12 protein-coding genes are annotated in these 12,619 nt (G+C 65.1%); 3 read left to right on the top strand and 9 right to left on the bottom strand.

Features of this window, described 5'->3' with window-relative positions; genetic code table 11:
* Positions 1 to 62 precede the first annotated feature (62 nt).
* On the top strand, positions 63 to 1,070 hold the full coding sequence (locus KVG96_RS18550; RefSeq protein ID WP_217893382.1) for a DUF481 domain-containing protein: 1,008 nt from the start codon (positions 63 to 65) through the stop codon (positions 1,068 to 1,070).
* 116 nt (positions 1,071 to 1,186) lie between these two features.
* Here the strand turns inward: KVG96_RS18550 and KVG96_RS18545 are convergent, their stop codons facing one another.
* Positions 1,187 to 1,396, bottom strand: a complete 210-nt coding sequence (locus tag KVG96_RS18545) for a cold-shock protein (protein WP_017902777.1) — start codon at positions 1,394 to 1,396, stop codon at positions 1,187 to 1,189.
* Positions 1,397 to 1,749: 353 nt separating this feature from the next.
* On the opposite strand from KVG96_RS18545, the gene dcd reads away from it, so the two are divergent.
* Both dcd and KVG96_RS18535 read left to right on the top strand, forming a co-directional pair.
* Positions 1,750 to 2,316, top strand: a complete 567-nt coding sequence (dcd, locus tag KVG96_RS18540) for a dCTP deaminase (protein ID WP_085581574.1) — start codon at positions 1,750 to 1,752, stop codon at positions 2,314 to 2,316.
* A gap of 105 nt (positions 2,317 to 2,421) precedes the next feature.
* Positions 2,422 to 2,631, top strand: coding sequence for a hypothetical protein (locus tag KVG96_RS18535; RefSeq protein WP_217893381.1), 210 nt, complete (start codon positions 2,422 to 2,424; stop codon positions 2,629 to 2,631).
* Between the two features lie 79 nt (positions 2,632 to 2,710).
* Here KVG96_RS18535 and KVG96_RS18530 read toward each other — a convergent pair whose 3' ends face one another.
* From KVG96_RS18530 to KVG96_RS18495, 8 genes are all read right to left on the bottom strand, one after another.
* On the bottom strand, positions 2,711 to 3,475 hold the full coding sequence (locus KVG96_RS18530) for an ABC transporter ATP-binding protein (protein WP_217893380.1): 765 nt from the start codon (positions 3,473 to 3,475) through the stop codon (positions 2,711 to 2,713).
* A 13-nt stretch (positions 3,476 to 3,488) separates the two neighbouring features.
* Positions 3,489 to 4,607 (bottom strand): succinylglutamate desuccinylase/aspartoacylase family protein, encoded by a 1,119-nt coding sequence (locus tag KVG96_RS18525; RefSeq protein WP_217893379.1) that lies wholly within the window; start codon positions 4,605 to 4,607, stop codon positions 3,489 to 3,491.
* Positions 4,608 to 4,619: 12 nt separating this feature from the next.
* Positions 4,620 to 5,330, bottom strand: coding sequence for an ABC transporter permease (locus tag KVG96_RS18520; RefSeq protein WP_217893378.1), 711 nt, complete (start codon positions 5,328 to 5,330; stop codon positions 4,620 to 4,622).
* Positions 5,327 to 6,055: an ABC transporter permease gene (locus tag KVG96_RS18515; protein ID WP_217893377.1), complete on the bottom strand. Its 729-nt coding sequence runs from the start codon at positions 6,053 to 6,055 to the stop codon at positions 5,327 to 5,329. Before KVG96_RS18515 ends, KVG96_RS18520 begins: the two co-directional genes overlap by 4 nt.
* 56 nt (positions 6,056 to 6,111) lie before the next feature.
* A complete protein-coding gene (locus KVG96_RS18510) occupies positions 6,112 to 6,894 on the bottom strand; it encodes a transporter substrate-binding domain-containing protein (protein WP_217893376.1) in 783 nt (260 codons plus the stop codon).
* 218 nt (positions 6,895 to 7,112) lie between these two features.
* Positions 7,113 to 8,765, bottom strand: a complete 1,653-nt coding sequence (locus KVG96_RS18505; protein WP_217893375.1) for an ATP-dependent DNA ligase — start codon at positions 8,763 to 8,765, stop codon at positions 7,113 to 7,115.
* Complete coding sequence (locus KVG96_RS18500; protein WP_217893374.1) at positions 8,762 to 9,784, bottom strand: ligase-associated DNA damage response exonuclease; 1,023 nt, start codon at positions 9,782 to 9,784, stop codon at positions 8,762 to 8,764. Before KVG96_RS18500 ends, KVG96_RS18505 begins: the two co-directional genes overlap by 4 nt.
* Before the next feature lie 222 nt (positions 9,785 to 10,006).
* Positions 10,007 to 12,457, bottom strand: coding sequence for a penicillin acylase family protein (locus KVG96_RS18495; protein ID WP_217893373.1), 2,451 nt, complete (start codon positions 12,455 to 12,457; stop codon positions 10,007 to 10,009).
* Between the last annotated feature and the right edge of the window lie 162 nt (positions 12,458 to 12,619).

Genomic DNA, 12,619 nt, shown 5'->3' with positions numbered 1-12,619 from the left:
GGTCTTATTCCTACGGATAATGCCGACCTTTTTTCCCGCAAACTCGAGCCCCCGATTCGCTTATGTTGTCCAGAACCCTGCTGTGCCTCGCTGTCTTCAGCGCATCCACCCCCCTGCTTGCCGATACCGTCTGGTTGAACAACGGCGACAAGCTGAGCGGCAAGATCACGCTGTTCGACGGCGGCAAGCTGTTGATCCAGACCCCGTACGCCGGTGCCGTCACGATTGACTGGAAGCAGGTCAAGACTCTGGAGAGCGATCAGGAACTGCTGGTCAAGCAGGACGCCTACAGCGGCGAAAAGGCCAAGTCGCTGAGCGCCGCCGGCGACGGCAAGGTCACCCTGGCCAACGGCGAGGCGCCGAAGACCGTCGAGCTTGCGAGCATCCAGCAGATCCTCAAGCCCAAGCCTGTGATCGAGGATCTGGTGTGGAAGGGCAACGTCGACCTGGCCCTGGATTACCAGCGGGCCGAGAAGGACACCGACGACTACGACATCGGCTTCAAGACCTCTGCGCGCCACGGACGCTGGCGGCACACCGGCGAAGGCGAATACAACCGCGAGGTGCAGGACGACGTAACCACCACCGACAACTGGCGCGCCGAGTATTCCCTCGACCGCTTCCTCACCGACCAGTGGTTCTGGCGAGGCCGCCTGAACTACAAGCGCGACCATATCGAAGAGCTGTCGCGCCAGCGGGTGGTCGGTACCGGTCCCGGTTACCAGTTCTGGGACGACGAGTTGGGGGCGTTCTCCCTGGGCTCGCTGTTCAACCGTACCGACTATGAGTACCGCGACGGCAGCAAGGACAATTTCTACTCGGTGGCGGTGAAGTGGGACTACAACCGCTACCTGATCGGCAAGAAGGTGGAGTTCTTCACCAACGGCGAAGTCGGCAAGCCGTTGTCCGATGTCGCGAACTACGCCCTGGATGCGGAAATGGGCCTGCGCTACAAGGTCACCGACTGGGCCTCGCTGAACGTCAAGGCCGAGCGCGACATCATCAGCGGCACCAACGACGCGGACCTGAACAAGACCCGCTACACCGCCGGGTTCGGCGTGGCCTGGTAACGCCGCCCACAAAAGAACGCAGCCGTCGGGCTGCGTTTTTTTGCCTGGGCCCTGAACGGCGCCCACAAAAAAGCCCCGCTTTGAGGGCGGGGCTCTTTTTTCGCTAAAGCGACAAGTTAGATAACTTGTACTTCTTCAGCTTGCATGCCTTTCTGACCGCGGGTAGCGATGAAAGAAACCTGCTGGCCTTCTTTCAGGGTTTTGAAACCGTCAGCCTGGATGGCTTTGAAGTGTACGAACAGATCGTCACCGGATTGTGGGGTGATGAAGCCGAAGCCTTTCTCATCGTTGAACCACTTAACGGTACCGGTTTGGCGATTGGACATGGTGAAACTCCTTGGACAAAGATTACTGCGACTCAGGAAGAACCCTGGCCGAGACTGAGTGCAAAGAGCAGGAAAAATTCTTGTAGACGGTTGGATCGAAATTCAACATATCGTGGAGAGATTCTCAGTGACACAAGCAGCACAGTGGCGCCACCTTAACCCTTTTTCATGAACGTGCCAATGCTTCTTGCGAAGGTTTCTCCGTTTTCGGGACCGGCGGTGTGACGGTTCGTCGCCAGGCCCCGTGAAACCTGGCTGTGCGGGGATAATCGCGCCCCGGACTTTGAACCCGGCGACGCGCCCGGTAAGATGCCGGACAGATTTTTTCCACCTCGCTATTCAGGACACCCGCCATGAGCATCAAATCGGACAAGTGGATTCGCCGCATGGCGCAGGAACACGGCATGATCGAACCGTTCGTCGAGCGACAGATGCGCGGCAGCGACGACAGCCGCGTGATTTCCTACGGTGTGTCGAGCTACGGCTACGACGTGCGTTGCACCAATCATTTCAAGGTGTTCACCAACATCAACTCGGCCATCGTCGACCCGAAGAACTTCGACGCCGGCAGCTTCGTCGACATCCACAGCGACGTGTGCATCATTCCGCCGAACTCCTTCGCCCTGGCCAGCACCGTCGAGTACTTCCGCATTCCGCGCAACGTGCTGACCATCTGCCTGGGCAAGAGCACCTACGCCCGCTGCGGCATCATCGTCAACGTCACGCCGCTGGAACCCGAGTGGGAAGGCCACGTGACCCTGGAGTTCTCGAACACCACCAACCTGCCGGCGAAGATCTACGCCAACGAAGGCGTGGCGCAGATGCTGTTCCTGGAATCCGACGAGCAATGCGAAGTCTCCTACAAGGATCGCGGCGGCAAGTACCAGGGCCAACGCGGCGTGACCCTACCGCGCACCTGATCCGTCCGTCCGGCATTTGCCGGGAATTCTTCGGCGGGTGGACACTCTATGGGGTGTACCGCCCGTTTTGCCCCGTGCAGAGCGGGCCTTCGCCGAGGAGGCCCCATGAAGATCGATCCGCGAATCACCGCCGAACTGGCAAGGCTCGAGCCCAATCAGGTCGGGGTACTGGCCTGGTCGTTACTGGCGCATCCGCCCGTCGGCATGGCCGGGGGCATTCCCGGTCAACCCGACCCCGACACGCCCAACGAACAGCCGACCGAGCCCGGCGAGCCCACCTTGCCGGACGAGCCGCCGCCAGCGCCTGTCGCTTGAACCGTCGCCCGCATGAACGGCCGGTCAACGGAAGCCGAAAAGGTCTCCGCTGACCGGCCGTTGCGTTTTCAGGGACGGTTCACTTGAGGTTGCCGCTGAGGAACTGCTTGAGCCGCTCGCTCTTGGGGTTGCCCAGCACCTCCTCCGGCGCGCCTTCTTCCTCCACCAGCCCCTGGTGCAGGAACAGCACCTGGCTGGACACCTTGCGCGCAAAGCTCATCTCGTGGGTCACCATGATCATGGTGCGGCCTTCGTCGGCCAGGCCCTGGATCACCTTGAGCACCTCGCCGACCAGTTCCGGGTCGAGGGCCGAGGTCGGTTCGTCGAACAGCATGACCTCCGGCTCCATCGCCAGCGCGCGGGCGATGGCCACCCGCTGCTGCTGGCCGCCGGACAGGAACGCCGGGTACTGGTCGGCCACCCGCGCCGGCAGGCCGACCTTGTCCAGGTAGCGGCGGGCGCGGTCTTCGGCCTCGGCCTTGGCGCAGCCCAGCACCCGGCGGGGGGCCATGGTGATGTTCTCCAGCACGGTCATGTGGCTCCACAGGTTGAAGTGCTGGAACACCATGGCCAGGCGGGTGCGCAGGCGCTGCAGCTCATCCGGATCGGCGACGTGCATGCCGTGGCGGTCGCTGGCCATGCGGATCGACTGGCCGTCGAGGCTCATCGCGCCGCTGTTGGGCTGTTCGAGGAAATTGATGCAGCGCAGGAACGTGCTCTTGCCCGAGCCGCTGGCGCCGATCAGGCTGATCACGTCGCCGGTCTTGGCCTTGAGCGAGACGCCTTTGAGCACCTGATGGTCGCCGTAGCTCTTGTGCAGGTCTTCAACAGTCAGTTTGTACATGGAACAGGCATCCTCAAGGCGAAAGCAGATAGCCGCTGCGGTAGGCTTCGGCGCCGGCCACATGGGCGATGACCATGCCGGCGGTGGCCATGCGGCGCAGCGAGCGCGCGTACAGCAGGCCGGCGACGGTGCAGTGGACGGGCGTCACGCGGTCGGTGATCGGGTCGATGATGTCGGCGATGCGTTGGCCGGCCTCCAGGTATTGGCCCGGCGTGGCGGTGAACACCAGCAGCCCGCCGACCGGCGTGGCGACCGGCTCGACCCCGGCCAGCGGCGTGGCGGGGAAGGGCAGCGGCGGCAGCGGCGCCGGTTCGCCGGCGATTGCGCCGAAGTGCGTCAGGTAATCGATCAGCGCCTGGCTGTCCTGTTCGGCCAGCGGATGGCTGACGTCGCCCTGACCGCGCAGTTCGACGGTCACCGAAAAGCTGCCGGGCGGAATGTCGAAGCGTTCGCCGAAGCGCTCCTGCAACTGCCACCAGAGCAGCGTGAAGCATTCGTCGAACGACTGGCCGCCGGAGTCGGTGGCCAGCAGGCTGGCTTGCGAGCCGATGCAGCGCGCCAGCGGTTCGACCTGCGGCCAGGCCTCGGGCGTGGTGTAGAGGTGGGTGACGGCCTCGAAGTCGCAGTGCAGGTCCAGCACCATGTCCGCATCGCAGGCCAGCCGCTGCAGGGTCAGTCGCTGGGACTGCAGTTGGGTGGCGGGTGTCTGGCGGCCTAAGGCGGTACGCAGGCTGGCGCGGATCAGTTCGAGGTTTTGCCTGGGATCGTCGCCCAGCCGCTCGGCGACGTCGTTGCCGATCTCTTCGCTGAGGTCGACGAACCAGCGGTTGAAGTTCTGCCCGCTCTCCAGCTCGTAGCGGCCCAGCGGCACGTCCATCAGCACTTGTTCGAGGCCGACCGGGTTGGCCACCGGCACCAGCACGATTTCGCTGCGCAGGCGGCCGGCGGCCTCCAGCTCCGTCAGCCGTTGCTTGAGGTGCCAGGCCACCAGCATGCCGGGCAGTTCGTCGGCGTGCAGCGAGGACTGGATGTAGATCTTGCCTTGGCCCTTCTGCAGGCCGAAGTGGAAGCTGTGGATCTGGCGTGCGGTCCCCGGCAGCGGGGCCAGCAGGTCATGCATCTGATGGCGCATTGCAAAGGTGTCCTAGTGGGTCGGCCCGAGGAAGGCCAGCCATCGGCGTTCGGCGAGGCGGAACAGGCCGACCAGCGCAAAGGTGACGGTTAGGTAGATCAGGGCGGCGATGCCGAACGACTGGAAGGTCAGGAAGGTCGCCGAGTTGGCGTCCCGCGCGACTTTCAGGATGTCCGGGATGGTCGCGGTGAAGGCCACGGTGGTCGAGTGCAGCATCAGGATCACTTCGTTGCTGTAGTACGGCAACGAGCGGCGCAGGGCCGACGGCATGATCACGTAGGCGTACAGTTTCCAGCCGGTCAGGCCGTAGGCCTTGGCCGCTTCGACTTCGCCGTGGTTCATGCTGCGGATCGCCCCGGCGAAGATCTCCGTGGTGTAGGCGCAGGTGTTCAGGGCGAAGGCCAGGATCGTGCAGTTCATCGCATCGCGGAAGAAACTGTCGAGCACCGGCTGGGCGCGCACGGCAGCCAGGCTGTAGATCCCGGTGTAGCAGATCAGCAGCTGGATGTAGAGTGGCGTGCCGCGGAACAGGTAGGTGTAGAACTGCACCGGCCAACGGATGTAGAAGCGCGGCGAGACCCGGGCGATGGACAGCGGGATCGAGGTGATGAAGCCGATGAAGATCGAGGCGCTGAGCAGCCAGAGGGTCATGGCCAGCCCGGTGATGTTGTTGCCGTCGGTATAAAGGAAGGCTTTCCAGTAGTCCTGCAGGAGTTCGATCATCGGATGGCCTCCCGGGCCCCGGCGGCGTAGCGGCGTTCAAGCCGGCGCAGGATGACGTTGGAGGCGCTGGTGATCAAAAGGTAGATCAGGGCGGCGAGCACCAGGAAGTAGAACAGTTGATAGGTGCTCTTGCCGGCGTCCTGCGCGGCCTTGACCAGGTCGGCCAGGCCGATGATCGACACCAGCGCGGTGGCCTTGAGCATCACCATCCAGTTGTTGCCGATGCCCGGCAGGGCGAAGCGCATCATTTGCGGGAACACCACGAAGCGGAAACGCTGGCCGCGCTTGAGGCCGTAGGCGGTGGCGGCTTCGACCTGGCCCCGGGGCACCGCGAGGATCGCGCCGCGGAAGGTTTCGGTGAAATACGCGCCGTAGATGAAGCCCAGGGTCAGCACGCCGGCGCTGAACGGGTCGATCTCGATGTATTCCCATTCCATGTAGTCGGTGAGCGAGGTCAGCCAAGTCTGCAGGCTGTAGAAGATCAGCAGCATCAGCACCAGGTCCGGCACCCCGCGGATCAGCGTGGTGTAGAGCTGGGCGGGCAGGCGCACCAGCTTGACCTTCGACAGTTTGGCGCTGGCGCCGATCAGGCCGAGCAGCACGGCCACCAGCAGCGACAGCGCCGACAGCTTGACGGTCATCCAGGTGCCTTCCCACAGCAACGGGCCGAAGCCCTTGAGGCTGAAGGCGGAAAGCCCCAGATTCTGTAATAGGTTTTCGAACATGAATCAGCAACCTGAACGGATGAGAAAGGCGCCCATCGGGGATGGGCGCCGTGGCCTTACTTGCCGCTGTACAGATTCAGATCACCGAAGTGTTTCTTTTGAATCTCTGCATATTTGCCATCATCGTGTAACGCTTTGATACCTTTATCCAAAAGCGCTTTCAGCTCGGTGTTACCTTTCTTAATACCGACAGCGGTCTTGGCTGGCAGCAATTCGTTGTCGACCGGCTTGCTGACGTCATAGTCGGCGCCTTGCGGCGACTTCAAAAAGCCCAGTTCGGCTTGCAGCATGTCCTGGATGCCGGCGTCGAGACGACCGGAGACCAGGTCGGAATACACCTGATCCTGGTTCTGGTAGGCCTGGGTCTTCACGCCGGCCTTGTCCAGAATGGCTTTGGCATAGGCTTCCTGAATGGTGCCTTGCTCGTAGCCGACGGTCTTGCCCTTCAGGGAGGCCACGTCGGCGGTGATGCCGGAGCCTTTTTTCGACACGTAGGCGGTCGGGCCCGAGAACAGCTCGCTGGAGAAGTCGATGACCTTCTCGCGGGCCGGGGTCACGGTCATCGACGAGATCACGCCGTCGAACTTGTTGGCCTTGAGGCCCGGGATCATGCCGTCGAAGTCGCTTTCGACCCACTTGCACTTGACCTTGAGCTCGGCGCAGATCGCGTTGCCCAGGTCGATGTCGAAGCCCACCAGGCTGCCGTCGGCCGCTTTCGACTCGAACGGCGCGTAGGAAGGGTCAACGCCAAACCGCAGCTCCTTGTACTCCTTGGCCAGCGTGGAACCGGCAGCCATGCACAACGCCAGTGCAGAAAGGGTCAGCAATGCTTTTTTCATTATTCAATCCCTAAGAACCAATATGAGCGCTTGTGGGCGCAGAAGTATTGTTACTGGAACGCTTACGACCTATAGAAAGTAGCAATTTCCGAACCAGAGTCCCGAACAAGCGTTTTAAAAGGTGTAGGAAGGAATGGCGCAAGGGATCGATGCACGGAAACGGGCAGGGGAAATGCGCCGCACCGTTATGTGACAGCCTTGGTGTGCGCCACAGGGGATCAGGTCAGCAGGTTCTGCAAGGTGGCCAGGTCGTCGGCCTCGTCCACGTGCTTGTCCTGGCGCCAGCGCAGCATGCGCGGGAAGCGCACGGCGATGCCGCTCTTGTGCCGGCGCGAGAGGGCGATGCCTTCGAAGCCCAGTTCGAACACCAGGCTGGGCGTGACGCTGCTGACCGGCCCGAACTTCTCCACGGTGGTCTTGCGCACGATGATGTCGACCTGGCGCATTTCTTCGTCGGTGAGCCCCGAATAGGCCTTGGCGAACGGCACCAGCGAGCGCTGGCCGGAGCCGGACGGGCCGTCCCACACCGCGAAGGTGTAGTCGCTGTAGAGGCTGGCGCGCCGGCCCTGGCCGCGCTGGGCGTAGATCAGCACCGCATCGACGCTGAACGGATCGACTTTCCACTTCCACCACACGCCCATGTCCTTGGTGCGGCCCACGCCGTACAGCGCGTCGCGGGCCTTGAGCATCATGCCTTCCACCCCCAGGCGCCGCGACGCCTCGCGCTGGCGGGCCAGGTCTGCCCAGTCGTCCGCGGTAAGAACCGGCGAGAGCCGCAGGACCGGATCGGCGCAACCTGCGACGACCTGCTCCAGCCGTTCGCGCCGTTGGCTTTGCGGCCGGTTGCGCCAATCCTCGCCCTGCCACTCCAGCAGGTCATAGGCGAGCATCGCCACCGGGGCGTCCTCGAGGACTTTCTTGTCCAGGCGCTTACGGCCGATCCGTTGCTGGAGGAGGGCGAACGGTTGCACCGACGGCGAACCCGGCGTGTCTTTCCAGACCACGATCTCGCCGTCGATCACGGTGCCGTCGGGCAAGCCGCGGAGCAGGCCGCCCAGCTCCGGGAAGCGTTCGGTCACCAGTTCTTCGCCCCGCGACCAGATCCACAGCCGGCCGTCGCGCCGCACCGCTTGGGCGCGGATACCGTCCCACTTCCATTCCGCTTGCCAACCTTCGGGCGGGCCCAAGAGCGCCTCGAACTGTTCCGGCGGCTGCGACAGGGCGTGGGCGAGGAAGAACGGATAGGGCTGGCCGCCGCGCCGGGCGTGCTCTTCGCTGGATTCGGGGGCGATCAGTTGCAGGTAGCGCGCCGCGTCGGGCCGGTTGGCGAGGTCGGTGTAGCCCACCAGCCGCTGCGCCACGCGTTTGCTGTCGAGCCCGGCCATGGCGGCCAGGGCCCGGGTCACCAACAGTTTCGAGACCCCGACCCGGAAACTGCCGGTGATCAGCTTGATGCACAGCATCAGGCCCGGCCGGTCCAGTTGCGCCCACAGGGCAGGCAGTTGCCGGGCCAGGTACTCCGGGGTTTCGCCGCGCAGCGGCAAGAGCTTGCGTTCGATCCACTCGGCCAGGCCGTCGTCAGAGGTGTCCGGGTTCTCCGGCAGCACCAGCGAAATGGTTTCCGCCAGGTCGCCGACCGCCTGATAGCACTCCTCGAACAGCCACGGCGCCAACCCCGACCGTTCCACCGCCAGATCCCGCAGGATCCGCACCGGCACCAGTTGCCGGGGATGTCCGCCGGCGAGGAAATACACCGCCCACGCCGCATCCTGCGGCGCCGCCTGGGCGAAGTACGTTTGCATGGCGGCGAGCTTGGCGTTGCTCGAAGTGCTGGTGTCGAGCTCGGCATACAGGCGGGCGAAGTCTTTCATGGCTGCACCTGGGCTATGGCCGGGCTGCCGTCTTCGTCGTCGCCGTATTCCGTGCTGAAGGCTTGGGCGTCCAGCCCTTGTTCGCGCAGGTGCCGCACCAGCGTGCCGACCGCGCCGTGGGTGACTTTCACGCGCTCGGCGCCGGTCTGGCCGATGGCCCAGAGCAGGCCGGGCCAGTCGGCGTGATCCGACAGCACAAAACCGCGGTCCACGCCGCGCCTCCGCCGGGGGCCCCGCAGGCGCATCCAGCCGCTGGCGAAACCGTCGCTGTAGTCGCCGAAACGACGCATCCAGCTGCTGCCGCCCGCCTGGGGCGGGGCGATGATCAGGGCCTGACGCAGCAGCGGGTCGTTCTTCTGTACGTCTGCGGCGTAGCGCGTGGGCGGCAGATCCACGCCGGCCTCGCGGTAGACCCGGTTCAGCGGCTCGACCGCGCCGTGGCAGAGGATCGGCCCGAGCGACGGGTCGATGCCGTGCAGAATCCGCTGCGCCTTGCCGAACGCATAGCAGAACAGCACGCTGGCCTTGCCGGCGCGGGCGTTCGCCTGCCACCAACGGTTGATGTCGGCGAACACCTTGGCCTGCGGTTGCCAGCGGTAGATCGGCAGGCCGAAGGTCGATTCGGTGATGAAGGTGTGGCAACGCACCGGTTCGAACGGGGCGCAAGTGCCGTCGGCTTCGATCTTGTAGTCGCCGGACGCGACCCAGACTTCGCCGCCGTGTTCCAGCCGGATCTGCGCCGATCCCAGCACATGCCCGGCGGGATGGAAGCTTAGGGTGACGCCGTGGTGGGGCAGGCGCTGGCCGTAGGGCAGGGTCTGCAGGTTGATGTCCGGGCCCAGGCGCGCGCGCAGGATCGCGGCGCTGGCGCTGCTGGCCAGGTAATGCCGGTTGCCGGTGCGGGCGTGGTCGCCGTGGGCATGGGTGATCACCGAGCGTTCGACCGGCCGCCACGGGTCGATGTAGAAATCCCCGACGGGGCAGTACAAGCCTTCCGGACGCGCGATGACAAGCTCCATGTCGTTACCTCGAAAGAGGGGCCTGTCAGCTATGAGGTGGGCGCGGGTCCGAAAGTTCTATTGATTTTGCGGGCGCCGAAAAGGCCGCTGCGGGAGGGTGGTGCGCAATGGCTGCGGGTGTGGCAGATCGGCCTTGCGGCGCCTTGGCGCACGCCATCGCCAGCAGGCTGGCTCCTACAGGATCTGTGCCCGCCGCCGGGATGATGCGGCGGCGGGCGGCGTTCACTTGCCCGGGGTGAGGGTCAGGCGGGTCTTGCCGTAGACCCGGTCGAAGTTCTGCGGCTGCATCGGCAGGCCGATGTACTGCCCCTTGAGCCACGGATCGATCCCGTTCAGGTAGTTCGGGCTGGCCGGGTTGCCGGATTGGCCGGTGCCGTTCTGGGCCGACAGCGGTTCGCTTTGGCCGAAATCGACGATGAAGCGCATCGACGGCGCGCGGCTGACGGCGAAGTCCTGGCCCCAGGCGAAGGCCGCCAGGTTGAGCGTGGTGTGGTCGCCGCCGGCGGCGAGCGGGCCGCGGACCGTCTGGCCGTTGGCGTTTTTCCACTCGTAGCGGTGCAGCTTGCCCCACTGCCAGGCTCTGCGGTCGCCGCCCAGCTGGCTGTCGCCGGCGCTGATGGCGGCGGCCAGGCTGCGGGCCAGGATCGCCGGTTTGTCTTCTTTCTGCGGGGTGCGGACATCGTCCCAGAACGGACTGTCCTCGCGGCCCAGCAAGTGGTCGGCCTGGGCGGCGTAGGACAGGTCGCCGTCGGCGACGAAGGCTTTCCACGCCGGGCTGCTCTGCGGGCCCAGTTCGTCGAGGAAGATCTGCTTCATGCTTTCCTGCAGGAACAGCTCGTAGATCGCCGCATCGGCCGAGGTCGGGCTGAGCTTGCCGTCGAACGCCATCAGGCGCGTGTAGGCTTCGCGGGCCTTGGCGCGGTCAGTCTCCGGCAGGGCTTCGATCGCCCGCTTGAGCGGCTGGGCCATGCCCGGCGCTTCGAACATCTTCTTCAGTTTGGCGGCGAACAGGGTGGTCTGGTCGTACTGCATGGCGATCACGCTGCGGCTGTCGTGCTTGCCGCTGCCGGCCAGTTCGGCCAGGCGCTCGCCGCGCTCCGGCGCCGCCCAGGAGTTGGACAGCTGCATGCCGTAGCCATGGGGGATGACCCGCTGGTTGGCGGTGCCGAGCCAACCCTGGGCCGGGGCCTGATCGTAGGGGTGCAGCATCGGGTCGGCGTAGCCGTCCCAGTCGTAGCGGCTCTCCCAGCCCGGCGACGGCAACAGGCCTTCGCCTTCGCGGCGGTTCGGGAAGCGGCCGGTGACCTGCCAGCCGATGTCGCTGGCGTCGGCGAACACCAGGTTCAGCCCGATGGCGCGGATTTCCCGGCTGGCGTCCGAGGCGCGCTCGGCGCTCTGGGCGCGGCTCAGGTCGAACAGCGCATCGAGGGACTTGTCGTCGGTGAAGCTCGGCACTTGCAGCGCAAGCCCGAAACCCGAGCCCTGGGCCGCCGCCTGGGCGCTGTTGAGCAGCGCACCGTGGCGGGTTTCGTACACCGCTTCACGGATCGGACGCTGGCCTTTGACGAAATAGGTTTCCTGGCGCACCGCCAGCGGCTGCCATTTGCCGTTGACCTCGTAGGCCAGGCTGCTGCCCTGACGGCGGATCTTCTCCAGGAACAGGTCCTGGTTGTCGCCCTGCACGCCGCTGATGCTCCAGGCCACTTTGCCGTTGAAGCCGCCGAGCACCATCGGCAAGCCGGCCACAGTCACCCCGGCGGCCTGGTATTTGGGGGCGCGGATCTGCACGAAGCTCCACAGCGACGGGGCCGCGAGCGGGCCGTGGCTGTCGCTGGCCAGCAGGCTCTTGCCGCTGCGGCTGCGTTGCGGGGCGATGGCCCAGTTGCTCGACGACGCGGCACCGAGCAGGTTCAGCGCCGCCAGTTGCTGGCTGGCGTCGCTCAGTTCGCTCAGGCCCGGCACCTGGCCGTTGAGCTTGATGCCTTGCAGCTTGTCGGCCTCGGCCAGCGGCAGGTTCTCGTCGGGGGCCGACGGGGTCAGCCAGGCCAGTTTGTCGGTGGTGACGGTCTGCGCGAGCACCAGCGAGGCGATCTCTTGCGGCAGGTTGGCCGACTGGCTGAAGTTGAGCAGGCAGAAGATCAGCGCCGAATCCTCAGGCTTCCAGTATTCCGGCTTGTAGCCGCTGGCGGCCAGATCCCCCGGCAGCTTGTCGGCGTAGCGGAACAGGTAAGCGTTGACGCCCCGCGCATAGACTTCGAAGAAGCGCTTGAGCCGTGGCGACGAGGCCTTGTACAGCTCGTCGGCGCTTTTCTTCAGGTTGACCGCGCGCATGTAGCGGTCGGCATCCAGCAGGGACGGCCCGGACATTTCCGCCAGACGGCCCTGGGCCAGCAGTCGCAGGGTCACCATCTGGCTGATGCGGTCGCCGGCATGGACATAGCCCAACGCGAAGAGCGCATCGTGGAAGCTGTTGCTCTCGATCAGCGGCATGCCCATGGCGTTGCGCCGCACCGAGACGTTCTGCGCCAGGCCCTTGAGCGGCTGCACGCCGGAGACGGGGGGGAGCGAATCCTGAGCGTTCCAGGTCTGGCAACCGGCCAGGCTCAAGACACCGGCCACTGCTGCGGCAACGCCGAACCGGGGAAGAAATTGTGTGAGGGCTGGCGAGGCCATGGCAAGGCTCCTGCGGGGGGGTAGCGTCAGTAAAGGCGCTACGTTAGTGAGCGCGAAGGGGCCGCGCAAGCGGGGGGCACAGTTATTTCCGGGGCGGGGCGCTGCGTGCGATGAAACAGGGGGCTTGCCCCGCAGTGAACGCAGATGTTGAAGTGGTCGATC

The organism is Pseudomonas ekonensis, assembly GCF_019145435.1.
In the GTDB taxonomy this organism is placed as follows: domain Bacteria; phylum Pseudomonadota; class Gammaproteobacteria; order Pseudomonadales; family Pseudomonadaceae; genus Aquipseudomonas; species Aquipseudomonas ekonensis.
Note: the sequence above shows the minus strand (reverse complement) of the source record. Positions and strands in the feature narration are given on the sequence as shown.